The sequence below is a fragment of the Mesorhizobium sp. ESP7-2 genome (assembly GCF_020164715.1).
In the GTDB taxonomy this organism is placed as follows: Bacteria; Pseudomonadota; Alphaproteobacteria; order Rhizobiales; family Rhizobiaceae; genus Mesorhizobium.
The window spans coordinates 115,408-138,268 of sequence record NZ_JAIUGQ010000006.1 but is presented as its reverse complement, the minus strand read 5'-3'; the positions used below and the strand labels follow the sequence as shown (position 1 = coordinate 138,268).

Below are 22,861 nucleotides of genomic sequence, written 5' to 3'. Positions count from 1 at the left end.
TCAGTACGGACTGGCGACGTCCCCGGTCTCGACATAGATCGACTTCAGCTGCGAATAGAGCGCCAGTGCCGCCAGGGAGTTCTCGCGGCCGATGCCGGATTGCTTGACGCCGCCGAAGGGGATTTCCACCGGCGTCAGATTGTAGGCGTTGATCCAGCAGGTCCCAGCCTGCAACTCGGCGATGACGCGGTGGGCGCGCGGCAGGTCGCGTGTGAAGACGCCGGCGGCAAGGCCGAACTCGGTGTCGTTGGCGCGCTCGATCACCTCGTCCTCGCCATCGAATTTCAGCACGCTCATGACCGGGCCGAAAATCTCCTCGCGGGCGATCCGCATCGTGTCGGTGACGCCGGTGAACACCGTCGGCTCGACGAAGAAGCCGCCCTGGAAGCCCTGCAGCGACGGCACATTGCCGCCACAGGCCAGCGTCGCCCCATCCTGCTTGCCGGCCGCGATATAGCCGACGACCTTCTCGTGCTGTGACTTGGAGACCAATGGCCCCATCTGCGTTTCCGGATCGAGCGGATCGCCAATGCGGATTTTCTTGGTCCGTTCGACCAGCCGCTCGACAAAGCGGTCGTGAATCCCGCTCTGGACGAAGACGCGCGTGCCGTTGGAACAGATCTGGCCGGCCGAATAGAAGTTGCCGAGCATGGCGCCGCCAATGGCATTTTCGAGATCGGCATCGTCGAAGACGATCAGCGGCGACTTGCCGCCGAGTTCCATCGTCGCGTGCTTCATCTTGGACCCCGCCAGCGACAGCACCTTGCGCCCGGTCGGCACCGAGCCGGTCACCGAGACCTTGGCGACGACATCATGGCCGACAAGCCCGGCGCCGACATCGCCATAGCCTTGCACGACGTTGAACAGTCCGTCGGGCAGGCCGGCTTCCGAGTAGATCTCGGCCAGCGCCAGCGCCGAAAGCGGCGTGCTCTCCGATGGCTTGAAGACCATGGCGTTGCCCATGGCGAGCGCCGGCGCCGATTTCCAGCCGGCGATCTGGATCGGATAATTCCACGCGCCGATGCCGACGCAGACGCCAAGCGCCTCGCGGCGCGTGTAGGCGAAGGGCCCGCCGAGGTCGACAGCTTCGCCGTTGAAGACGGCGACCGCGCCGGCGAAATATTCGAGGCAATCGGCTGCCGAAGGGGCGTCCGCCACCAGCGTCTCCTGGATCGCCTTGCCGGTGTCGAGCGTCTCGATGCGGGCAAGATCGGCGTTGCGGGCGCGCAAGATGTCTGCGGCACGGCGTAGGACGCGGCCGCGCTCGACCGGTTTAAGCCGCGCCCAGGCCGGCTGTGCGGCGCGTGCGGCCTCGATGGCGAGTTCCAGCACGTTCGGCGTCGCCGAACGCAACACGGCGATGGTCTCGCCCGTGGCCGGATAGATGACCGGTAGCGGCGCGCCGCCTTCGTCCTCGATATAGCGTCCGTTGACATAGTGCGAAGCCGTGGGCTGGGCGCGCATGGGAAATCTCCAAATCATTTCGCCCCCACGCATCGGCTGTCGGGCGGCTCACTCTATCGGCGGATCATGGCCTATCTGTCAGACGCCTGCCAGCGCGGATTGATCCACGGTTCCTGGTTGGACGGCGCGAGCGGTGTGCGGCCAAGGATGTGATCGGATGCCTTCTCGCCGGTCATGATCGACGGCGCGTTGAGGTTGCCGTTGGTCACGCGCGGGAAGATCGAGGAGTCGGCGACCCGCAATCCGTCGACCCCGATGACCCGGCATTCCGGATCGACCACGCTCGATTGATCATCGGCGCGGCCCATTCGGCAGGTGCCGCAGGGGTGGTAGGCGCTTTCGGCATGGTCGCGAATGAACACATCGAGATCGTCGTCCGACTGGACATGGCTGCCCGGCGAGAGTTCCTGTCCGCGATAGGCATCGAAGGCCGACTGGCCGAAGATTTCGCGGGTCAGGCGGATGCAGTGGCGGAACTCCGCCCAGTCGTCCGGATGCGACATGTAGTTGAAGCGGATGACCGGCTTCGCTTTCGGATCGGGCGAGCGCAGCGTCACCGAGCCGCGCGACTTCGAGCGCATCGGCCCGACATGCGCCTGGAAGCCGTGCGACTTCGCCGCCGCCTTGCCGTCGTAGCGAACCGCCGCCGGAATGAAGTGGTACTGGATATCGGGATAGTCGACGCCTGCCTGCGAGCGCACGAAGGCGGCGGCCTCGAAATGATTGGTGGCGCCAAGGCCCGATTTGAAGAACAGCCATTGCGCCCCGATCATCGCCTTGGAGAACGGGTTCAGCACTGAATTCAGCGTGATCGGTTTGGTCGCTTCCTGCTGGATGTAGAGCTCCAGATGATCCTGCAGGTTGCCGCCGACGCCGGGCCGGTCGGCCACGACGGCGATGCCGTTTTCGCGCAAATGCCCGCCCGGCCCGATACCGGACAGCATCAGGATCTTTGGCGAATTGATCGACGATGCCGCGACGATCACTTCACGTCGCGCCTTAACGACCTGAATCTGTTTGTGAGCTTCGATCTCGACGCCGATGGCGCGTTGATTCTCGATGATCACCCGGCGCGCAAAGCCTTTGACGAGACTCACGTTTTTGCGCCTGAGCGCCGGCTTCAGATAGGCTGATGCCGCCGACCAGCGGCGGCCACCCAGAATGGTCTGCTCCATCGGGCCGAAGCCTTCCTGCTTGGCGCCATTGTAGTCGTCGGTCAGTTCAAACCCTGCCTGGCGGCCCGCTTCGACGAAGGCGCCATAGAGCGGATTGCGGCGCGAGCCTCGCTGCACATGCAGCGGGCCGCCGTGCCCGCGCCAGCCATCCTCGCCGCCGTTCGAATCCTCCATGCGCTTGAAGTAGGGCAGCACGTCGGCGAAGGCCCAGCCGGCGGCGCCCTGTTCTGCCCAATGGTCGAAGTCGCGGGCGTGGCCGCGCACATAGACCATGCCGTTGATCGAGGATGAGCCGCCGATCACCTTGCCGCGCGGCGTCGCCAGCACGCGGCCGCCCAGATGCGGCTCCGGCTCGCTGGCGAAGCCCCAGTCGTAGAGGCTCATGTTGAGCGGGATCGACAGTGCCGACGGCATCTGGATCAGAGGTCCGAGATCGGTGCCGCCGAATTCGATGACGATGACCGAATGCTTGCCGTCTTCAGACAGGCGATAGGCCATGGCCGAGCCGGCGGAGCCGGAGCCGATGATGACGAAATCCGCTTCAAGCATGGTTCAAATGCGCCCATCGTTTATATGCGTGATGAAATCGGCGAGCGAAACGTTGCCGCCGGTTGCAACCACAAGGACGGTCTTGCCCTTCACATCGACCTTGCCGCCGAGCAGTGCCGCGAGTGATGCCGCGCCAGACGGCTCAAGCACCAGCTTCATCCGCTCGAAGGCGATCCGCATGGCGCCGCGCACCGACTGGTCGTCGACAGTGATGCCGCGAACGCCCGCGGTCTTGACCGCCGCGAACGGCGCGTCGCCCGGCCGTCGTGACATCAGCCCGTCGCAGATCGATTTCGGGCCGATCGGCATGGTCTCGATGCTGCCATGCGCCAGCGAGGAACCCATGCCGTTGAAACCTTCGGGCTCGACGCCGATGATCTCGGTCGCCGGCGACAGATAATGGAAGGCGAGCGAAACGCCGCCGATCAGCCCACCGCCGCCGACCGAGCAAAACAAAAGATCAGCGCTGGCGTCCTTGGCGGACAATTGATCGAGCGCTTCGAGGCCGGCGCCCGCCTGGCCGGCGACGATCTCCGGATCGTCGAAAGGATGCAGCAGGGCCAGGCCTTCGGTCTCCGCGATCCCGCGCGCCTTGGCGGCGGCTACTTCCTCGCGGGCCCGATCGCCGTGATCGGTCAGCACGACGCGCGCGCCGTAGCCTGCGGTGGCGTCACGCTTGGCGGCCGGCGCATCGATTGGCATGACGATGGTCACCGGAATGCCGAGCGCCTGGCCGGCCGCGGCCAGCCCTTGCGCGAAATTGCCGGAGGAATAGGCGACGACGCCCTTCTTCGCCTCGTCGGGCGAAAGCCGCTTCAGCCGCCAATAGGCGCCGCGAACCTTGAACGATCCGGCCCATTGCAGCGATTCCGGCTTGATGAAGACGCGGGCCGCACCGGTTTCCTTGGCGAGCGCCGCCGATTCCAGCAATGGCGTGACCTGCGTCGCCTGGGAGGTGACGGCATAGGCCTTTCTGAGATGATCGAGGGAAGGGACGAGAAGGTCTGCCATCATTCGCCTCGCGGATACCTTTTGCTCTCTTCGAGATTGTCGAGGTTCATGTGATTGCGCATGTAGCGCTCGGACGCCTTCTGCAGCGGCTGGAAATCCCAGGGATAATAGGCGCCGTTGCGCAGCGCCGGATAGACGACCCAGCGGCGTGCCTGGCTCTCGCGCACGGCGGCGTCGAAGCCGGCCATGTCCCAACGCGACCGCACCTTTTCCATGAATGCCGCCACCAGGCTCGCATTGGCAGGGTCGTCGGCGAGATCGTCCCGCTCGAGCGGATCGGCCTCGAGATCGAACAATTGCGGCGGATCGAGTTCGCAATGGACGAATTTGTATCTGCCATCACGGATTGCCACCAAGGGTGCATAGGAGCCTTCCGCGGCGTACTCGATCAATACCGGTGCCGTGCGCTGCCCGCCCTGGGTGAGCGGCAGCAGCGACTGGCCGTCGGTCCATGGCGCGATCGCCTCGATATCGATGCCGGCGAGGTCGCAAAGCGTTGGTGCCACGTCGAGATTTGAGACCGGCGCCTCGATCAGCCCGGCACGAATGCCCTTGCCGGCAATCATCAACGGCACCCGCGCCGAGCCTTCGAAGAAGCTCATCTTGAACCACAGGCCCCGCTCGCCGAGCATGTCGCCGTGATCCGAACAGAACAGGATTATCGTGTCGTCGAGCATGCGCGTTCGCGTGAGGACGTCCAGGAGTTCGCCGACCTTGTCGTCGACATAGGAGATGTTGGCGAAATAGCCGCGCCGCGAACGACGCACCTGCTCGGGCGTGATGTCGAAAGAGGGATAGTCGCTGGCGTGGTACAGCCGCTGGGAATGCGTGTCCTGATCGTCATGCGCGATGAACCCGGTTTCCGGGTCCAGCGCTTGGCAATGCTCATAGAGATCCCAATACTGCTTTCGCGCGACATAGGGATCGTGCGGATGCGACAGCGAGACGGTAAGGCACCAGGGCCGATGGCTCGCATCATCCTGTTCGCGCGAAAGCTGATAGAGCTTCTGCGACGCGAGGAACACGACTTCGTCGTCATACTCCATCTGGTTGGTGGTTTCGGCGACGCCGGCGCCGGTCACCGAACCCAGATTGTGATACCACCACTCGATGCGCTCGCCGGGTTTGCGGTAGTCCGGCGTCCAGCCGAAATCCGCCGGATAGATGTCGGTGGTCAGCCGCTCCTCGAACCCATGCAACTGATCCGGTCCGACGAAATGCATCTTGCCCGACAGGCATGTGTAGTAGCCGGCGGCACGCAGATGATGGGCGAAGGTCGGGATCGACGAGGTGAATTCCGCCGCATTGTCATAGACACCGGTGCGTGACGGCAACTGGCCGCTCATGAACGAGGCACGGCCCGGTGCGCAGAGCGGCGAGGCGGTGTAGTTGTTGGCGAAGCGCGCCGAACGCGCGGCCAGCGCTTTCAGATGCGGTGTGTGCAGAAATTCCGCCGGGCCGTCCGGGAAAAAGGTCCCGTTGAGCTGGTCGACCATGATAATCAGGAAATTGGGTCGCTTCGCTGTCACTGTTTGTGCCGTCCGCCAAGTTTGGTTTCGAGATAATCCTCGACCAGCGCGATCGCGGTCGCGGCGTCGGGCACGCCATCCTTCAGCGCGCGCCTGATGTAGAGCCCGTCGATCATCGCCGCCGTCGCTTCCGCGGCGCGGTCGGCTTCGGTCCTGGGCAGGATGCCGGTCAATCCGCTCATCAGGTTCGAATGCAGCCGCCTTGCGTAGATTCTAAGTAGCCGGCGCAGCGAGGACGACTGCTGCGCCTCGACATAGAAGGCGAGCCATGCGGCGATGGTCTCCGCCTGGAACTGGATGTCGGAAAAATTGACGGCGACCACGGCCGAGACGCGCTCGCGCGGGGAAGTGGCGGATTGAAGCGCGCGGCGCATGTCGGTGGTCAGTTCAGCCAGGATGTGCCGCATCGTCGCGAACAGCAGCTCATCCTTGGCGCCGAAATAGTGATGGGCAAGAGCTGAAGACACACCAGCGCGCCCGGCAATCTCGGACATGGTCACGTCAAGCGAGCCACGCTCGCCGATCGCCGAGATCGTCGCGTCGATGAGCGCCTTGCGGCGCAATGGCTCCATTCCGACTTTTGGCATGTTGTTTCCGATTTTGCGGGGAGATTATTTTTTATTGACGCGTCAATCAATAAAAAAATCGACGCTCGCGCGACCTGCACCAAGCGATTGTTGCATTGCGGCCCTTCACGGTCCGGGCAAGAATGTTTATATTTGAACAATAAAGGCGAAGCACGCCACGAGCCACGGGCGAGGCTGGCGCCAAGGATGGAGACCGCCATGACCGCATGCATCGTTGGCTGGGCGCATTCGCGTTTCGGCAAGCTCGAGGGTGAAACGCTCGAAAACCTGATCGTCAAGGTCGCGACGGACGCGCTCGATCATGCCGGCATCGGTCCAGACGAGGTCGACGAGATCGTGCTTGGCCATTTCAACGCCGGCTTTTCGCCGCAGGATTTCACGGCAAGTCTGGTGCTCCAGGCGGACGACCGGTTGCGCTTCAAGCCGGCCACGCGCGTCGAGAACGCCTGCGCCACCGGTTCGGCCGCCGTCCGGCAGGGCATTCGCGCCATCGACGCAAACGCCGCCCGGATCGTGCTGGTGGTCGGAGCCGAGCAGATGACGACGACGCCCGGGCCGGAAATCGGCAAGAACCTGCTCAAGGCGTCCTATCTGCCCGAGGACGGCGAGACGCCGGCCGGCTTTGCCGGCGTCTTCGGCAAGATCGCGCAGGCTTATTTTCAACGCTATGGCGACCAGTCGGATGCGCTCGCCATGATTGCCGCCAAGAACCACAAGAATGGCGTCGACAATCCCTATGCGCAGATGCGCAAGGATTTCGGCTATGAATTCTGCAGGCAGGAGAGCGAAAAGAACCCCTTCGTCGCCGGTCCGCTGAAGCGCACCGACTGCTCGCTGGTTTCCGACGGTGCCGCAGCCCTTATCCTTGCCGACACGGCAACGGCGCTGAAGATGCGCCGTGCCGTCGCCTTCCGCGCCAACGAGCATGTGCAGGATTTCCTGCCGATGTCGAAGCGCGACATCCTGACCTTCGAAGGTTGCGAACAGGCCTGGACCCGCGCGCTGAAGAATGCCGGCGTGACGCTCGATGATCTCTCCTTCGTCGAAACGCATGACTGCTTCACCATCGCCGAATTGATCGAATATGAGGCGATGGGGTTGGCGAAGCCCGGTGAGGGCGCCAAATTGGCGCTGGATGGCACGACGGCAAAGGACGGCCGCCTGCCGGTCAATCCCTCCGGCGGCCTGAAGGCCAAGGGCCATCCGATCGGCGCCACCGGCGTCTCCATGCATGTCTTGACCGCCATGCAGCTTGTCGGCGAAGCCGGCGGCATCCAGGTGCCGGGAGCGAAACTCGGCGGCATCTTCAACATGGGCGGTGCGGCTGTCGCCAACTACGTTTCCATTCTGGACCGGATCAGATAGACCGCCCGCATTACAGCGCCGCGCGCCGTTGGGGGGGCGAAGGACGCTGTAAAATTTTGATTTTGCGGGAGGTGACATGACAAATCCGGTTCTGATCGAGGTTTTGCGCGGCGCCATTGTCGAGAGCGCCCATCGCGGTGCCGTCGCCGTCTTCGATGCCGACGGCAAGCCGGTCCTGGAGATCGGCGACACTTCGAAGCCGGTCTTTCCCCGTTCCGCCGTCAAGGCGATCCAGGCCCTGCCGCTTGTCGAAACGGGTGCTGCCGATGCGTACGGCTTCGGCAACCGCGAACTGGCGCTGGCCTGTGCCTCCCATTCCGGCGAGCCTGCGCATGTCGAACTGGCGCGGTCCATGCTGGCCAGGGCTGGGTTGGACGGGTCGGCGCTCGAATGCGGGACCCACTGGCCCTCGAACCATGGCGCGGAGATTGCGCTCGCGCGTGCCGGCGGTTCGCCAAATGCGCTGCATAACAATTGTTCCGGCAAGCATTCCGGATTCTTATGCACCTGCGTCCATTCAGGCATCGCGCATCGCGGTTATGTGAGACCGGATCACGCTCTGCAGGAAATGGTGCGCGACGCCATGCAGGCAGTCACCGGCGCTGTCCATGGTGTCGACGAACGCGCGATCGACGGCTGCTCGATCCCGACCTATGCGGTGCCGCTGAGGAGTTTCGCGCGCGGCTTTGCGCGCATGGCCACGGCACAGGGCTTTGGCCCGGAACGGGCAAAGGCTGCGAAGCGCCTTCTCTCTGCCTGCATGGCGGAACCGTTCTTTGTCGCCGGCACCGGCCGTGCCGATCTTGCCTTGATGGAGGCAGCACCTGGCCGAATCTTTGCGAAAGGCGGAGCCGAGGGCGTCCATTGTGCCGCAATTCCGGAACTCGGCCTCGGTATCGCCGTCAAATGCGATGACGGTGCCGGGCGCGCCGGCGACGCCATCGCTGCCGCCGTGCTCGCCAGGCTGCTGCGGGCGGACGAGGCCTTGGCGGCGAAGCTGCTCGAACTGGCGAACGCGCCGATCGAAAGCCGGATTGGCGCCAAGGTCGGGGCGCTGAGGCCGACGCCGGCCTTGAATTGAAAGCAGCGATCAGCTGACGCGGTTGCGCTCGACGGACAGATGCGCATAACCGCTGCTGCTGGTCTGGGTGAGGTCAGCAGTTACCGGCTCCGCCCAGCGCTGCCCGACAACAGCGCCGTTCAGCGCACCATCGATGACATTGTCGGAAATGACGGCAGTGCCGGCACCCTCGACCACGCTGACGACGATGCCGGTGCCTGCCTTGCGGATGATGTTGCCGGTGGCCACGACATTGCGCAGATACGGCCCCCAGCCGATCGACATGCCATAGAGCGGCGCGTTCTCGATGACGTTGTTGGAAGCGATGGTGTCGGCTTCGACGGCAATGCCGACACCGAACCCTGGCGGGTCCGCTGTGTAGGGGCCGCTGGTCGACAAATTGCGCACGATGTTGCCGGAGCAGACACCCATGCGGCCGCCTTCGTTGAAGTTGACGATCGAGATGCCGTTGGCCGCACCATCGACGATATTGTTGCTGATGACGGCGCCCTCGAACGAGAATTCGGAATAGACCGCGGTCTCGCCCGAGCGTGAGCAGGTGTTGCCCGATATCTGCAAATTGCTGGAACTGTTGGCCCGGATCGCCGAAAAAGCGCAGTCCGAAACCACATTGCCCGAGATGACGACATTTCCGGCGCGGAAGGCATTGATGCCGTTGCCGTTCTGGCCGGTACCCCCGCTGCGCGCGCCAATGCGTTCGACGCGGTTGCCGGTGACCATGGTGCCGTCTTCCGCCGCTTGCCAGCGATGCACCAGGATGCCGCCATTGGCGCAATCGGAGACGGTGTTGCCTGAAATTGCCAGGCCTCCGGCTTCGACTGAATAGATGCCGGCATCGGCGGCCCCGGATATGTCCGAGCGCTCGATCCGGCCCACCGCATGTTCCAGCGCCAGCCCGTTCTTGCCGCTGCCTGTGATCTGGCAGTTATCCACCACCAGGTGCGCGACCCGGCGCAAATCGAGCAGCCCCTGTGCGTAGTCGCCCATCGAGCGGTTCGAGCCGTCGAAGACCAGCCCGCTGAGTTCGATATGGTCGGCCTGTTCGGTCATGAACAGATGGCCGTCGCCGCCGTAGACGATCCGCGTGGCACCCGGCACGCCGGAAAGACGCACGCGGCCGGGCAGCGAGAGATTGGACACCACATAGGTGCCGGGCGGCAGGAAGACCGGCATGTCGCGGCCGTTCGCGTCGCGCAGCAGCTTGGCGAAGGCCTTGCTCTGGTCGTCAAACGTACCCGGCTGCACGCCAAGTTCGGTGGCGTTGATCGAGCCGCGCATCGAGGCTTTCTCGATGCCCGTCAGGCTGGCGGCTGTCGCCTTGCCGAGCGCAAGGCCCATGACGGCAAAGCCGGCGGTTTGCGTCAGCAACGTTCGTCTGTTCAACATCGGCACAGAATCCCAGTGTTCAGCCCCGACACCGCAGGAATCATGCCAGACGTCCGGCGCGCCTCTTCTCAGCGGCAATGGCTTGCCGAGCAGCTACTCGGCGCCTAAGTTCAGGCAATGAGCAGAGCTTTTACCCGCGAAGAAGACAGCGAGAATGCCATCGCCGGCGTTGGCGAGCGGCCGATCAGCACGCACCGTAACCTTGTGACGGAGCGCGGCCTGGCGCAGATCGAGGACAATCTGGCCGATCTGCGCGATATCATGGCGAAAGCGGAGCGGAAAGCCGACCGCGAGCGCATCGCGGTCGTGTCGCGCGATCTTCGCTATTGGACCGCGCGGCGCGAGAGTGCCGAGCTTTCCGTGCCTGAGCCCGGCAGCGATGTCGTCCGCTTCGGCATGGGAGTCACGCTGGAAAGTGATGATGGCAAGAAGGTGCACTGGAAGATCGTCGGCGAGGACGAAGCCAATCCAGCCAAGGGCAGCATTTCGCATGTCTCGCCGATGGCGGTCGCGCTGTTTGGCAAGAAGCTCGGCGACGTCGCCAGCGTCAACGGCAAGGAGTGGGAGATCGTCAAGCTCTCGGAGAGTTGACGCAAGCTAGGTCCGTCTACTTGGCCATCCTTTGCAATGCGGCCTCATACTGGTCCATGACATCACGAGCAGCGCGCATCTGCCGTTCGACGTCGTCACTTCTCACCGGTCTTAGAATGACGCCGTCATCGGTTTCGATGATCTGGAATTGATCGCCTACTCGCATGTTCAGGTTGTCCAGCATTTCCTGCGGCAAGATCACGACACCTGATCCGTCGTCGAGCTTGCGGACAATAGTCTTCACGGCTGTTACCCTTGGTTGCGTTCGTCATTGTGACACAACCTTTCCGGCGCTACAATGTTTCGCTCAACGCGCCAGCAGCCGATCCAGCAGCCGCTCCGCCGCTTCCGGGATGACCGTGCCCGGTGGGAAGATTTCCGCAGCACCCGCTCGCAGCACCGCATCGTAGTCCTGCGGCGGGATCACGCCGCCGGCCACGATCAGCATGTCGCCTCGGCCGAGCTTCTTCAGCGTGTCGCGCAATTCGGGGATCAGCGTCAGGTGGCCCGCTGCCAGTGATGAGGCGCCGATGACGTGGACGTCATGCTGGACAGCCAGCCTGGCGATCTCTTCCGGCGTCTGGAACATGGCGCCGACGGTGACGTCGAAGCCGAGATCGGCGAAGGCGGTGGCGATCACCTTCTGCCCGCGGTCGTGGCCGTCCTGTCCCATCTTGGCGACGAGAATGCGCGGCTTGCCGTCGTTTTTCTTTTCGAAGGCATCAAGCTTGTCCTGCAGCCGATCGACCACAGGATTGTCGCCAAGCGCCTTGCGGTAGACACCGGAAATGGTCTGCACCGCGGCCACATGGCGCCCATAGGCTCTTTCCAAGGCGAACGAGATTTCGCCGACAGTGGCATTGGCGCGCGCGGCGCGGATGGCGAACTCCAGGAGGTTCTCCTGGCCTTGTGCGGCACGGGTCAGCGCATCCAGCGCGCTTTCGACGGAGGCGACGTCGCGCGTGCCTTTCAGCCGTTGCAGCTTCGAGAGTTGCCTGGCCCTGACCTCGGCATTGTCGATCTTCAGAACGTCGACTTCGATATCGGTTCCGGGGCGATGCGCATTGACGCCGACCAGCATCTGCTCGCCGGAATCGATGCGCGCCTGCGTGCGGGCCGCGGCTTCCTCGATGCGCAGCTTGGGTATGCCCTTTTCGATCGCCGCCGCCATGCCGCCGAGAGCCTCGACCTCCTCGATATGGGCAAGCGCACGCGCCGCCAGATCGTGCGTCAGCCGCTCGAGATAGGCCGAACCGCCCCACGGATCGATGATGCGCGTGGTACCGGATTCCTTCTGCAGGATGAGTTGCGTGTTGCGGGCGATGCGCGCCGAATGGTCGGTCGGCAGCGCCATTGCTTCGTCGAAGGAATTGGTGTGCAGCGACTGTGTATGCCCCTGGGTCGCGGCCATCGCCTCGATCATGGTGCGGATGATGTTGTTGTAGGGATCCTGCGCCGTCAGCGACCAGCCGGAGGTCTGGCAATGGGTACGCAGGGACAGCGACCGCTCGTCCTTCGGCGCGAAGTTCTTTTTCATCAGCGTCGCCCACAATAGGCGTGCGGCCCTGAGCTTTGCCACTTCCATGAAGAAGTTCATGCCGATCGCCCAGAAGAAGGACAGGCGCGGCGCGAAGCGGTCGATATCGAGCCCTGCCGCGACGCCGGCGCGGGCATATTCGATGCCGTCGGCGATCGTATAGGCGAGTTCCAGGTCGGCGGTCGCGCCTGCCTCCTGCATGTGATAGCCGGAGATCGATATCGAATTGAACTTCGGCATGTTCTTCGAGGTGTAGGAGAAGATGTCGGAGACGATCCGCATCGAGGGCTTCGGCGGATAGATGTAGGTGTTGCGGACCATGAACTCCTTCAGAATGTCGTTCTGAATGGTCCCCGCCAAATCCTTCTGCGCGACGCCTTGTTCTTCGGCCGCCACGATGTAGAGCGCCATGATCGGCAGAACCGCGCCGTTCATAGTCATCGACACGGTCATGTCGCCGAGCGGAATGCCGTCGAACAACTGCCGCATGTCGAGGATGGAATCGATGGCCACGCCCGCCATGCCGACATCGCCGGCGACACGCGGATGGTCTGAATCATAGCCGCGATGCGTGGCGAGATCGAAGGCAACCGAAAGACCTTTCTGGCCGGCGGCAAGGTTGCGCCGGTAAAAGGCGTTGGACTCCTCGGCGGTCGAAAAACCTGCATATTGCCGGATCGTCCAGGGCTGCTGGACATACATGGTCGGGTAGGGGCCGCGCACGAAGGGCGCCAGGCCCGGATAGGTGTCGAGATGCGGCAACCCCTTGAGGTCGCCCTGGCTGTACAACTGCTTGACGACAAGACCTTCCGGCGTCGTCCGCTGTCCCTTGACCTCGACCGGTGCGCGGCGGGGTGGCACCCAGCCGATCTGACTGAAATCCGGAATCAAGAAGCGGCCCCGATGGATTGATCGATGCGGACCGGCGACAGCGCTTCGCACAGGACGACACCCTCGGTGAAGGCAGGTCGCCGCTCTGCGTTCAGCGTCTCGACCGGACGCTCGCTCTTCAAGGGGTGAAGCGTGGCGCCGATGATGGCCCGCTCGCCTGACTTGAAGGCAATGCCGCGCTGGGCGGCGGCAGTGCGGACGCGCTGCTGGATATGTCCGTCCCGAAGGCTGGACAGCACGCCCCCCTCTGCCTCGATCGTCTGCAATTCTGCCCACGCTGCTTCGCAAAGGTCTGACGTAAGCGCTTCGACGGCGCCGGAGCCATAGGCGGGATCGGCGACATGATCGACATGGCTTTCATTGGCCATGATCAGCTGCGCGTTGCGCGCGACGCGGCGGGCAAAAGCAGCCGGCAGGCCATGCGCGATCGTATGCGGCAGGATGGAGATCGAATCGGCGCCTCCCGCCGCCGCGGCGAAGCAGCCGATCGTCGTGCGCAGGATGTTGTTTTCGGGGTCCAATGCCGTCATCATGCGAAATGATGTCTCGGCATGGATGTTGGCCGTGGAATTGGGGATCGAGCAGGCCTCCTGGGCTCGTGCCCACAGCCTGCGCAAGGCCCTAACCTTGGCCATTGACAGGAACTGGTCCTGGTCGACGCTGAGCGCGAAACCGATATGAGGCGCGGCATAGACGAGCGGCTGCCGCGCCTTCTCGAACATTCTCAGATACGAAACCGCCGAAGCCAGCATGATGCCGAGTTCCTGAGCTTCCGTGGCGCCGGCGTTGTGAAAGACGCGACCGTCCGCCTCCAGAAGCACACCGGGGACGCCCATCGAGAAGAAATGCGCCAGCGATTGCGGCATCGATTCCTGCAGCGCCTCGATCGACATGCGCAGCCGGCCGGTGCCGGCGAGGATAGCAGCCGGATCGATGCCGAAGGAAAGATTGAGCTTTGCCGGATCGGAGCGGCGCTTGCTCAGGAACGCCACCAGCCAGTCAGCCATGGGGCGGCTCCAGGGGTGGGTGTCGATGCGGATCTGGATCCTGTTGAGGGGCACGCCCTCCAGCACCGTCTCCAGTGCCTGCGCCGTCCTCGGCAGGCCGTAGCCGAACGCGTTCGGGGCACCCTCGAAGACAAGCGACAGTCCCGTCGCCCCCTGCGCGATGTCTTCCAGGGCCTGGCCCTTGGCGCGATCGACATTGGGGTCGTCGACACGCTGGCTGACGATCCAGGGCGATTGAGGATTGGCGCGCACGATCGGTTCGGCTCCGGTCGCGCGGTCATAGAGCGGCTCGACGCGGATGTTGTCGTCGGTGTGCGAGACCAGCTTTTCCTCGAAGGGTGCGCCGGCCAACGCCTTTTCCGCCAAGGCCAGCCATCGCTGACGCTGCGCATCCGTTGGCTCAACATCCCTGGTCAAGGCTCCGGCGCCCATTCATCGTCCTCGTTCTATGTGGCCGCACCAGACCGGACAGCCCAGTCTACGGTCCCCGGTCGGTTATCGCAATGCGCGTCCAAGGCCCGAATCCCTCTCACCTGATATTCGATCCACCTGATATAGGGCGGCTTGCGTAGGCGGACCATGAACGATTGCCAAACACCATCGAAATTCGCAAGTTCCAAAATCCGCTCCTGGCGATTACCCCATTGGACGATTACCCGATTGGATGATTGGCCCGCGTTGGACAATTGTCATTGTCGCTGTGCAACGGCCTCACTATACCTTTCGGGCAAAGGCTGGCTTTAGACACATCAGTTTGCGGAGACCGGACATATGGCTGACGATACCAGTATTTTCATCGGCGCCAGCCGCAAGCCCGACGACAGCTATCAGCGCCCCGAAAATCTGCTGCTGCAATATGGCAACCGCCATGGCCTGGTGACCGGCGCCACCGGTACCGGCAAGACCGTCAGCTTGCAGATCCTGGCCGAAGGTTTTTCGAATGCCGGCGTGCCGGTCTTCTGCGCCGACATCAAGGGCGACCTTTCCGGCATCGCCATGATGGGCACTGCCCAGGATTTCCTGGTCAAGCGGGCACAACAGGTCAAGCTCGACCCTTACGACTTCCAGGAATTTCCGGTCATCTTCTGGGACCTGTTCGGTGAGCAGGGCCACCCCATCCGCGCGACCATTTCGGAAATGGGACCGCTGCTCCTGTCGCGGCTGATGAACCTGACGGACGCACAGGAAGGGATCATGAACATTGCCTTCCGCATTGCCGATGAAGAGGGCCTGCTTCTCCTCGACCTCAAGGACCTGCAGGCGCTTCTCGCCAACATTGCGGAGCGCGCCGAAGAGATCAGCGCCCGCTATGGCAATGTAACGAAACCCTCTGTCGGCGCCATTCAGCGCACGCTGCTGGTGCTGGAGCAGCAGGGCGCGGCGAACTTCTTCGGTGAGCCGGCCTTGCGGATTTCCGACATCATGCGCACGACCCGTGACGGTCGCGGCGCCATCAGCGTGCTGGCCGCCGACAAGCTGATGATGAATCCGCGCCTCTACGCGACGTTCCTGCTCTGGCTGATGTCGGAGCTGTTCGAGGAACTGCCCGAAGTCGGCGACCCCGACAAGCCGAAGCTGGTGTTCTTCTTCGACGAGGCGCACCTCTTGTTCGACGAGGCGCCGAAGGTGCTGATCGATCGGGTCGAGCAAGTGGTCCGCCTGATCCGCTCCAAGGGCGTCGGCGTCTATTTCGTCACGCAGAACCCTCTGGATATTCCCGAAAAGGTCCTCGCCCAACTCGGCAACCGCGTGCAGCACGCGCTGCGCGCCTACACGCCGCGCGAGCAGCAGGCGGTGAGGACGGCGGCCGAAACCTTCCGGCCCAATCCGGACTTCGACTGCGCCACCGCCATCACCCAGCTTGCCACCGGCGAAGCGCTGGTCTCGACGCTGGAGGCCAAGGGTATTCCGTCGATGGTCCAGCGCACGCTGGTCCGTCCGCCGTCGTCGCGGCTTGGACCCATCACCCCCGCCGAGCGGCAGAAGCTGATCGGGGAAAGCCCAGTCACCGGCCAGTATGACCAGGTCATCGACCGCGAATCGGCCTTCGAGATGCTGCAGAAAAAGGCCAAGGAGACGCAGGACGCAGAGGCGCAGGCGCAGCAGGCAGGCACTGGCGGCTCGCGCTGGACCATTCCAGGCTTCGGCAATGACGATCCAGCGCCGCAGTCCGGCGGCCGGCGCGCCCCGGCCCCGCGCCCTTCCAACCGCCAGACGGTGGCGGAAGCCGCGATCAAGTCGGTGGTACGCTCGGTTGGCTCGTCGGTCGGACGTGCGATCGTGCGCGGGATTCTGGGGAGCCTTTCGCGGGGACGTTAAGCCGCTCCGGACCGTGGATGCCTTCGCAGGCGACCTTGACCGACGGCTTCAAAGCCCTCGGCAGCTTCGGCGCCGGGCTGAAGGCGTGTCTAATGTTCACCGCGCCAGATTCGCTCGATGACGTCGAAGGCCAGAGAGACATTTGGATCGGATCGCCGCGCGAACAAGCAGGCAAAACACAGGCTAGTCTCCAGCTTGACCCTGTCTGCGATAACCAGGCCGTTTGCCTGCCGTTCATTGAGCGCGATCGATTCCCGGCAGAGGCTCAGCCCGAGGCCGGTACGAACCATCGCCAGCATCGAGGTTTCCTGGTCGACCAGGGCGACGATATTCTGCTTGAGGCCGCCAAATTGCCTCGCAAGTAGCCTGTTATGGACCGATTCCGATGGAGTGCCGATCCAGGGAAGCTCGGCAAGCTCCTTCCAGTCCCGCCCTGCCACCATGCCGGCAAAGCCAGGCGGCGCCACGACGCGATAGGTCATGCGTGACAATGGCTTGATGAAGAACTGGGCCTCGGATTGCGTGTCGGCGGCATCGGTGCTGGTGCCGAAATCGTCGAGATCGCCGAGAAAAAAGCCGGCATCCAGTTCGTTGCGCTTCAGCCGGATGGCGACCTCGCCACTCATGCCTTGCCGAAGTTCTGTCTCCATGCCCGGGCCGCTTTCGGCGAGAGCCTGCAGAAACGCGCCCAGGCGGGTGAATTCAGGGTCGATGATCGTACCGATCCTGAGTTTGCCGCGCAGCTTCGTGCTGAGATGCCTGGCGGTCTGTCTGAACTCGGCCGCCTGGGCCAGCACCTGCTGGCCTTTGGCCGCAAGCAGCGCGCCGTCGCGCGTCAATTCAAGTCCGCCGGCGGTCCGATGGAACAATGTCACTCCGACGTCCTGGGAAAGCCGTTTGAGCTGAAGGCTGACGGCGGGCTGGGTGAGATTCAGCAATTCGGCCGCCTTGGTGACGTTGCCTTCCTGCGCCACGGTAACGAACGCCTTCACCAACCTGAAATCCAGATGGTCCATATAAATTTCCGTTATAATCGTTTCTTCAATTTATCATTGGATTCAGCAAGCGGATAGCCGCATTGTGGCATGGGAGGCATGTCGATGATGGTCGCGGGCGATGGGAATTATAAGAAACACCCGGCTTGCAGTGCCCTTGTGAACGCGGCGCGGCGCTGCTGTTCATCGCATTTCGCGGAGGATTGACGGGAATGAAGGCGCGCGGCGTTCGCTCGGATATTGACGTTTTCGATTACATAGTGGTCGGCGCCGGATCGGCGGGTTGCCTGCTTGCCAGCCGTCTCAGCAGTGATCCCACCAGGCGGGTTCTGTTGATCGAGGCTGGCCGGAACGACAGCTACCCCTGGATTCACATTCCCGTGGGTTATCTTTACTGCATCGGCAATGCGCGTACCGACTGGCTTTACAACACCGAGCCCGAGGCGGGTCTAAACGGCCGCTCCCTGCGTTATCCCCGGGGCAAGGTCCTGGGGGGCTGCTCCTCGATCAATGGCATGATCTACATGCGCGGCCAGTCTCGCGACTACGATCAGTGGGCGGCAGTCACCGGCGACGGCGAGTGGTCATGGGAAAAATCGCTGCCGGACTTCATGGCGCATGAGGATCACTATCGCCTCGACAACGGCGCCGACCCCGCCACAGGCGACAACAGCCGGTTCTCGGACATGCATGGCCACGGCGGCGAGTGGCGCATCGAAAAGCAGCGTCTCAAATGGGACATTCTCGAATCCTTCACCGACGCCGCTGTTCAGGCGGGCATCCCCCGATCTTCCGATTTCAACGGCGGCGACAACGAAGGTGTCGGTTACTTCGAGGTCAACCAGAAATCCGGCTGGCGGTGGAACACGTCGAAAGCCTTTCTGCGGCCGGTTCGCCATCGCCGCAACCTGGCGATCTGGACGGAGGCCGAAGTCGACAGGCTGTGCATCGAAACCACGCCGGATGGGCGCAAGCGGTGCACGGGATTGTTCCTGCACAGGCGCAATCGGCTGATATCGGTGCAGGCGAAATGTGAGGTCATCCTGTCGGCCGGGGCGATTGGCTCTCCGCACATATTGCAGCTCTCGGGAATTGGCCCGGCGGCGCTTCTCAAGGGGGCCGGCATCGACGTCGAGCTTGATCTCCCAGGCGTTGGAGAAAATCTGCAGGATCATCTGCAGATTCGCGCCGTCTTCAAGGTCACCAATGCCAGAACACTCAACACGCTTGCCAACAGTCTTGCCGGCAAGGCTATGATCGGACTGGAATACGCTTTGAAGCGCACCGGGCCGATGAGCATGTCGCCATCGCAACTCGGCGCGTTCACACGCTCCGATCCAGGCCAGGCGCACGCCAATCTCGAATATCATGTGCAGCCGCTTAGTCTCGACGCGTTCGGCGAACCCCTGCACACCATCCCGGCCTTCACCGCCAGCGTCTGCAACCTCAATCCGACCAGTCGCGGCAGTGTGCGGGTCCGCTCCGCTCGGCGCGGGGAAGCGCCCGCCATAGCCCCCAATTATTTGAGCACCGAGGAAGATCGCAAGATTGCCGCCGACAGCATCAGGCAGATTAGGTCGATCGTCGGCCAGCCGGCGCTTGCAAGATATAATCCCGTCGAATGGAAGCCCGGCGTGGAATTCCAGAGCGATGAAGATCTCGCGAAACTCGCGGGCGACATCGCAAACACCATCTTCCATCCCGTGGGAACCGTCAGGATGGGGCACAACGACGACGGGATGGCCGTTCTCGACAGTCGGCTGCGTGTCCGCGGCATCGAGGGATTGCGGGTTGTCGACGCCAGCGTGATGCCGACGATCACCAGCGGCAACACCAGTGCTCCCACGATGATGATCGCCGAAAAGGCGGCGCGCTGGATCATCGACGACGCGCAGCGACACGGACACTGAGCAAGAGATCACCACCATGACATCGATTTCGCGTTCGGCACTGCCGCTGTCCGGCATCAAGATCATCGACTTCGGACAGTACATCGCCGGTCCCGCGGTGGCCATGATCCTGGGCGATCTCGGTGCGAGTGTCGTTCATGTCGATCCCCCCTCGGGTCCGCTCTGGGACAATCCGGCCAATGCAATTCTCAACCGCAACAAGTTGAGCGTCACGATCGACCTGAAAACCGCTGCGGGCTTGAACGAGGCGAACGCGCTGGTTGCCGAGGCCGACATCGTCATCGAGAATTTCAGGCCGAAGGTCCTGGCCCGGCTCGGCATCGACTTCGAAGCGCTGCGAAAAGCCCGTCCCGAGTTGATCACGGTATCGATCCCCGGCTTCGCCTCGAACGATCAGCTGCGCAGCGACTGGCGCGCCTTCGAAACCGTTATCGCGGCCTCGTCCGGCGTCTTCACGGACATGGGTCTCAACCGGGTGCTGATGGGGATCAATCCGTCCTTTTCGCCGCTGCCCCTGGCCTCCGCCTATGGCACCATGCTCGCGGCTTCCGCAACCGTTCTGGCTCTTCAAAGCCGCCAGCGGACCGGACACGGCGACCATATCGAAGTGCCGCTCGCCAGCGCGGTGATGGAGGGCTTATCCTACAACTCCATCAGGATCGAAGACTATCCGCTTCGCTATCAGACGCAGCGCGAACGGGAGATCGAACGGCGCCGCAAGGAAGGCCTGCCGATGGACATGTCCTACGGCGACTTGCAGGAATTCCTCGATCCCTTCTATCGCAGCTACATGTGCGGCGACGGTCGGATGTTCTACGTCGTCTGCCCAAGCCACAAGAACCACGCCAAACGCTGCCTGCAGACGCTGGGCCTTTACGATGAACTCGTGAGTGAAGGGCTCCGCGAGGAAGACGACACCTATCTTCCCGTCTCGGAATGGTCGTCGGACGCGTCGCTCGGCGTCTATCCCTTGCCGAAATTCTGGGCCGACAAGATTGCCGCAAGGATGAAAGCGGTTTTCCTGACCCGCACTGCGGCGCAATGGGAGCGCATTTTCGGCGAGGGGCTGTTTCCGGGAGCACCGCAGCGTTGGCTGCAGGAATGGATCGCCGACGATCATGCCAGGGCAACTGGCCTGATGATCGAGGTCGACGATCCCATACTGGGCCGCATGATCCAGCCGGGGCCGATGGTATGGCTGCAGGAAAGTGCGCAAGCCATGCTGAACCCGGTGCCGCGTAGCTGGGTAACCGTGGCCGAGGCCCAGGCAAGGCTGGCTGAAGTGAAACGGCAGCTCCCGCCTGTTCCAACCGCCAATGCCTCGGTCGGCTGGCTCGACGGCATCAAGATACTCGACCTCTGCAACGTCATCGCGGGCCCGCACTCGGTCGCGTACCTCGCCCGCTTCGGCGCGGAGGTGATCAAGATCGATCCGGCAAAACCGTTCTACGACTGCTGGAACACGGTGATTTTTGGCATGTCGCACATGCGCGGCAAAAAATCCGCGCTGCTGGATATCGCAACCGTTGACGGGCGCGAGGCATTCGAGAGATTGGTCAAGTCCGTGGATGTCGTCGTCTGGAACGCCACCGACCGTCAGGTCGAAGTCATGGGACTCGACCTCGAAGGGATGAGAGCCCTCAACCCCGACGCAATTTTCTGTCAGCTCGATTGCTTCAGTGGCGTCCGCGTCGGACCGCGCACCAACTATCTTGGCTATGACGATCTGGTTCAGGCGGCGACCGGCATCATGCTTCGGTTTGGGGGATCGATGCAGACGCCGGAAGAACATGCCCATGTCGGCACCATCGACGTCATGTGCGGCTTTGGCGCCGCTGTCGGCGTGGCTGCCGCGCTTTTCCAGAAATCCACAACCGGCGTTGTCGGCCGGCCACGCACGTCGCTGTCGGCGCTGACAGGGCTGGCGCAGATCCCCTTCTGCTACGACTATGAGGGCCGCCGACCATTCGACGAACCGGCGGGCCGCGAGACAAAAGGGTTCGACCCATTGTCCCGGCTTTATGAAACGGCGTCCGGTGGTTCGATCCTGCTATGTGCGTCGGACGCCGACTTACCACGCTTCGAGACAGTAGAGGGATTGACAGGGCTGGCTTCGATACCGGAGCCCGACCGGGAGACCCATCTGGCCAAGATATTCATGACCGAACCGGCCGAGATTTGGCAACAGCGCCTTGTCGAGGCTGATATCGGTGCATCGCCTTGCGAGAACATCGAGACGATCCGGGACCGGAACGCAAGGATGGCGGACGGCAGGCCTGGTACCGAATATGGCAGTTACTCATTCTCCGTCTTCCCGGATCACCCGAGCGGCCACGCGGTGACCCAACTTGATCCTTTCGCCGTCCGGCCCAGCGAGGGAAAGGTCTATGCTCTTGCGTCGGCAGAGAAATACGGCGCCTCGACACGCACCGTTCTCGCCGCCGTCGGCTATGACGATGCTGAAATCGACAGAATACTGAAGTCGGGTGCCGCCAGCGTTTCCTGGAGCAGCGCCTATTTGCCAGGCTGAGAACAGACACCAATGGCTCAAACTCCAAGGCGGCGTGGTTCGCCGCCTTGGATATCGATCAACTCAGAAAATCGCGTCCGTCACCGCTTTGACCGGTCCGAGCAGGACCGATCCGTCCGGCACGCCGGCGTCGATCGGGATGGCCTTGTGATTGGCCGTCGCCACCATCGGTTGGCGGGCGTCGCTGGTGACGATGACCGGCGTTTTCGACGGCACGCGATCATAAAGGTCGATGATGTCCTGGTTCATCAGGCGCACGCAGCCCGACGACACCGATTTGCCGATCGAACGCCATTCCGGCGAGCCGTGCAGGCGATAGAGCGTGTCCACATTGCCCTGGAAGAGATAGAGCGCGCGCGCCCCGAGCGGGTTCTTCAAGCCTCCGGGCATGCCGCCATTGTCGGCACTGTACTGCTTCAATTCCGGCTGGCGAGCGACCATCTCGTCCGGCGGCGTCCATTTCGGCCATTTCTGCTTCCACTGGACGACCGCGTCGCCCGACCATTCGAAGCCAGCGCGCCCGAGGCCGACGCCATAGCGGATGGCCTGGCCGCCCGGGCGAACCAGATAGAGGAAATGGCCCGTCGTATCGACGACGATGGTCCCCGGCTTCTGTCCGGTCGGATCGGGCACAATCTGGCGCAGGAACTGCGGATCGATCCTGTCGACGGGGATGGCCGGCAGATCGAAGCCGCCATCGCTGACAGCCGCGTACATCGACGCATAGTCGGCGAGCGGAGGCTCGACATAGGTTGGCGGCGGCGGCTCGGCTGGCCCCGGTCCCGTGGTGGCGCATGCCGAAACCGCGATCGAGGCGGCGCCCAGGGCTGCGGCGTTGAGAAAGCCGCGACGGCTCAGGCGATAAGATTCGATTTCGGTTATGGACATGGCTGCCTTCTTTAAGACTCAGATCGCAACAAAGCGTCAACACGCC

17 protein-coding genes are annotated in these 22,861 nt (G+C 63.1%); 6 read left to right on the top strand and 11 right to left on the bottom strand.

Annotated features, from left to right (window positions below):
- From betB to betI, 5 genes are all read right to left on the bottom strand, one after another.
- Nucleotides 1-1,464, bottom strand: a complete 1,464-nt coding sequence (gene betB / locus LB543_RS08655; protein ID WP_224613771.1) for a betaine-aldehyde dehydrogenase — start codon at nucleotides 1,462-1,464, stop codon at nucleotides 1-3.
- A 71-nt stretch (nucleotides 1,465-1,535) separates the two neighbouring features.
- Entirely contained in the window at nucleotides 1,536-3,188 is a 1,653-nt protein-coding gene (betA, locus tag LB543_RS08650) for a choline dehydrogenase (protein ID WP_224613770.1), read from the bottom strand.
- A gap of 3 nt (nucleotides 3,189-3,191) precedes the next feature.
- Nucleotides 3,192-4,202, bottom strand: coding sequence for a threonine/serine dehydratase (locus LB543_RS08645; protein ID WP_224613769.1), 1,011 nt, complete (start codon nucleotides 4,200-4,202; stop codon nucleotides 3,192-3,194).
- Entirely contained in the window at nucleotides 4,199-5,728 is a 1,530-nt protein-coding gene (gene betC / locus LB543_RS08640) for a choline-sulfatase (RefSeq protein WP_224590608.1), read from the bottom strand. The genes LB543_RS08645 and betC overlap by 4 nt, the downstream gene beginning before the upstream one ends.
- On the bottom strand, nucleotides 5,725-6,315 hold the full coding sequence (gene betI / locus LB543_RS08635; protein WP_224613768.1) for a choline-responsive transcriptional repressor BetI: 591 nt from the start codon (nucleotides 6,313-6,315) through the stop codon (nucleotides 5,725-5,727). Before betI ends, betC begins: the two co-directional genes overlap by 4 nt.
- A gap of 198 nt (nucleotides 6,316-6,513) precedes the next feature.
- On the opposite strand from betI, the gene LB543_RS08630 reads away from it, so the two are divergent.
- Complete coding sequence (locus tag LB543_RS08630; protein WP_140762845.1) at nucleotides 6,514-7,680, top strand: acetyl-CoA acetyltransferase; 1,167 nt, start codon at nucleotides 6,514-6,516, stop codon at nucleotides 7,678-7,680.
- A 76-nt stretch (nucleotides 7,681-7,756) separates the two neighbouring features.
- The gene (locus LB543_RS08625; RefSeq protein ID WP_224613767.1) at nucleotides 7,757-8,761 is read left to right on the top strand and encodes an asparaginase; all 1,005 of its coding nucleotides are present in this window, start codon (nucleotides 7,757-7,759) and stop codon (nucleotides 8,759-8,761) included.
- A gap of 9 nt (nucleotides 8,762-8,770) precedes the next feature.
- Here the strand turns inward: LB543_RS08625 and LB543_RS08620 are convergent, their stop codons facing one another.
- Nucleotides 8,771-10,147, bottom strand: a complete 1,377-nt coding sequence (locus LB543_RS08620) for a TIGR03808 family TAT-translocated repetitive protein (protein ID WP_224613766.1) — start codon at nucleotides 10,145-10,147, stop codon at nucleotides 8,771-8,773.
- A 117-nt stretch (nucleotides 10,148-10,264) separates the two neighbouring features.
- Between LB543_RS08620 and greA the strand changes: the two genes are divergently transcribed.
- The gene (gene greA / locus LB543_RS08615) at nucleotides 10,265-10,738 is read left to right on the top strand and encodes a transcription elongation factor GreA (RefSeq protein ID WP_140762856.1); all 474 of its coding nucleotides are present in this window, start codon (nucleotides 10,265-10,267) and stop codon (nucleotides 10,736-10,738) included.
- Nucleotides 10,739-10,754: 16 nt separating this feature from the next.
- Here the strand turns inward: greA and LB543_RS08610 are convergent, their stop codons facing one another.
- The 3 genes from LB543_RS08610 to LB543_RS08600 all read right to left on the bottom strand — a co-directional run bounded on the left by LB543_RS08610 (nucleotide 10,755) and on the right by LB543_RS08600 (nucleotide 14,605).
- Nucleotides 10,755-10,982, bottom strand: a complete 228-nt coding sequence (locus tag LB543_RS08610; protein WP_224613765.1) for an AbrB/MazE/SpoVT family DNA-binding domain-containing protein — start codon at nucleotides 10,980-10,982, stop codon at nucleotides 10,755-10,757.
- A gap of 63 nt (nucleotides 10,983-11,045) precedes the next feature.
- On the bottom strand, nucleotides 11,046-13,166 hold the full coding sequence (scpA, locus tag LB543_RS08605) for a methylmalonyl-CoA mutase (RefSeq protein WP_224613764.1): 2,121 nt from the start codon (nucleotides 13,164-13,166) through the stop codon (nucleotides 11,046-11,048).
- Nucleotides 13,163-14,605 carry a methylmalonyl-CoA mutase subunit beta gene (locus LB543_RS08600; RefSeq protein ID WP_224613763.1) on the bottom strand — a complete coding sequence of 481 codons (1,443 nt, stop codon included), beginning with the start codon at nucleotides 14,603-14,605 and terminating at the stop codon, nucleotides 13,163-13,165. The genes scpA and LB543_RS08600 overlap by 4 nt, the downstream gene beginning before the upstream one ends.
- 339 nt (nucleotides 14,606-14,944) lie before the next feature.
- Here LB543_RS08600 and LB543_RS08595 point away from each other — a divergent pair, with 339 nt between their 5' ends.
- Nucleotides 14,945-16,492 carry a helicase HerA-like C-terminal domain-containing protein gene (locus tag LB543_RS08595; RefSeq protein WP_224613762.1) on the top strand — a complete coding sequence of 516 codons (1,548 nt, stop codon included), beginning with the start codon at nucleotides 14,945-14,947 and terminating at the stop codon, nucleotides 16,490-16,492.
- A gap of 89 nt (nucleotides 16,493-16,581) precedes the next feature.
- Here the strand turns inward: LB543_RS08595 and LB543_RS08590 are convergent, their stop codons facing one another.
- On the bottom strand, nucleotides 16,582-17,508 hold the full coding sequence (locus LB543_RS08590) for a LysR family transcriptional regulator (protein ID WP_224613761.1): 927 nt from the start codon (nucleotides 17,506-17,508) through the stop codon (nucleotides 16,582-16,584).
- Between the two features lie 191 nt (nucleotides 17,509-17,699).
- On the opposite strand from LB543_RS08590, the gene LB543_RS08585 reads away from it, so the two are divergent.
- On the top strand, nucleotides 17,700-19,397 hold the full coding sequence (locus tag LB543_RS08585) for a GMC family oxidoreductase (protein ID WP_224613760.1): 1,698 nt from the start codon (nucleotides 17,700-17,702) through the stop codon (nucleotides 19,395-19,397).
- A 16-nt stretch (nucleotides 19,398-19,413) separates the two neighbouring features.
- A complete protein-coding gene (locus LB543_RS08580) occupies nucleotides 19,414-21,927 on the top strand; it encodes a CoA transferase (protein ID WP_224613759.1) in 2,514 nt (837 codons plus the stop codon).
- A gap of 63 nt (nucleotides 21,928-21,990) precedes the next feature.
- On the opposite strand, the gene LB543_RS08575 is transcribed toward LB543_RS08580, so the two are convergent.
- The gene (locus tag LB543_RS08575; protein WP_140506114.1) at nucleotides 21,991-22,815 is read right to left on the bottom strand and encodes a L,D-transpeptidase; all 825 of its coding nucleotides are present in this window, start codon (nucleotides 22,813-22,815) and stop codon (nucleotides 21,991-21,993) included.
- Between the last annotated feature and the right edge of the window lie 46 nt (nucleotides 22,816-22,861).